1 protein-coding gene and 1 pseudogene are annotated in these 1,465 nt (G+C 39.9%); one reads left to right on the top strand and one right to left on the bottom strand.

The genetic code is table 11. The features are described 5' to 3' along the window. Positions 1-509: pseudogene (locus L654_RS0100640) on the top strand (S41 family peptidase); the annotation flags it as partial. 671 nt (positions 510-1,180) lie between these two features. On the opposite strand, the gene L654_RS0100635 reads toward L654_RS0100640, so the two are convergent. Beyond that, a partial coding sequence (locus L654_RS0100635) for a LysR substrate-binding domain-containing protein (protein WP_029753425.1) occupies positions 1,181-1,465 on the bottom strand: 285 nt, incomplete at its 5' end.

The following is a 1,465-nucleotide window of genomic DNA, read 5'->3' as shown; positions in this document are numbered from 1 at the left end:
CCGATCACTATTGGCAGCAAGGTATTGCACCATACATTGCGAGCAGGCCATTTCCATTTCTGTCAAACTTTAAAATTCGTATGACGGAACGAAATATCAAACTAGGACCTATTAAAGGTAATCAAGGTGAGGTTATTGAAGGCACATTTAATCAATTAGTGCCTGTCGACGCGCATAAGGGTTTAAAGATACCTGGACGGGCATATTTACTAATGGGGCCGCTCAGTTATTCATCCACTATTTTGTTTTTAACCTCACTACAGGACTCTCGTCAGGCTGTCATCGCGGGTCATTCAAATGTAAGGTCTTGCACTACTGGGCGTATACAAACTCATGTATTGTCTGGTTCTAATTTAGAACTAACCATGCCGACACTTATCTTTACTCGCCCATCAGGAAAAGAGCATTGTCAGCAACCTATCGAACCAGATGTTTATGTGTCGAACGAAGTAATAAATTCGAATGAGGCAGTGGAACACTTAGCAAAATATATTACCGCTAATAGGTAGACGAATATAGACGGGTTACCCAACATTTAAATAAGAGCGGTTAACGTGCAGGCTCAATCAAATCTGAGGGTTTTACCAACCCCGTCTTTAACTCAACACGTTAACCTAATTCGTTTTAGGAGTGAATGGGGTCAAATTTTGACTTCAGACATTAAAAACCTTCGATGTCTGCTCATGCCACATATACGAATATCAGATTTGAGCAAAATCTAAAAATCAAATCTGAAATAATAGTTAAGAATTATTCAATTAATCTTTGCTTTAAAAGCGCAGCGCCTCTTACCCTCTTTATGAATCGTTAACTTTAATTTGCCTCAACCATCAAGTTGAAAGTATTCGTTTTATTCTGGCAAAGACAAAACATATGGCACAAAGAGAAATGAATTAAGAGTAAATGAGAAAAAACGCAAACCAACTATTGCTTTAAATTAATCTTTCCTAGCTCATATCTGATCTTACAATTTAAGAGAATAAGTTTAGACTTCATCTGACAGACAGCCATGAGCGAGAAGCAGACGGTCGAGTAAACTCGTTTTTGGACATAAACTTTTTAGAAAAGCAGTACTCCAATTATCGAACGCTGCCTTTTTAGCATGATAAAGCACTCAGTATGAATCTTACTTGGTATTAAACTTATTCAAATCACATGCGATGTTTCTAGCGACCAGCTCTTATTCAAACTGCCAGTAAAGCGGAGAACCGAACGAATCAAGGTAGTAATCGATAATCGCCCGAACATTCAGCGAAGGATGACGGGCATTCGGGTAGATTGCCGCGATGTGTTGCGACTCCGTTTTTATAGACTTATCCAGCTCCGGCAGTAGTACGATTAGTTCTCCTCGCTTGAGTTGGTCTCCAATCAGCCAATCAGGAAACAGCACGATCCCCATTCCCCCGAGTGCAGCAATCAACAACGTTTCAGCATTATTGGATGACATAAGGGGCGATACTGGATA

Origin of the sequence: Pseudoalteromonas sp. TAB23 (genome assembly GCF_000498075.1) — a bacterium.
GTDB lineage: Bacteria > Pseudomonadota > Gammaproteobacteria > Enterobacterales > Alteromonadaceae > Pseudoalteromonas > Pseudoalteromonas arctica.
Note: the sequence above shows the minus strand (reverse complement) of the source record. Positions and strands in the feature narration are given on the sequence as shown.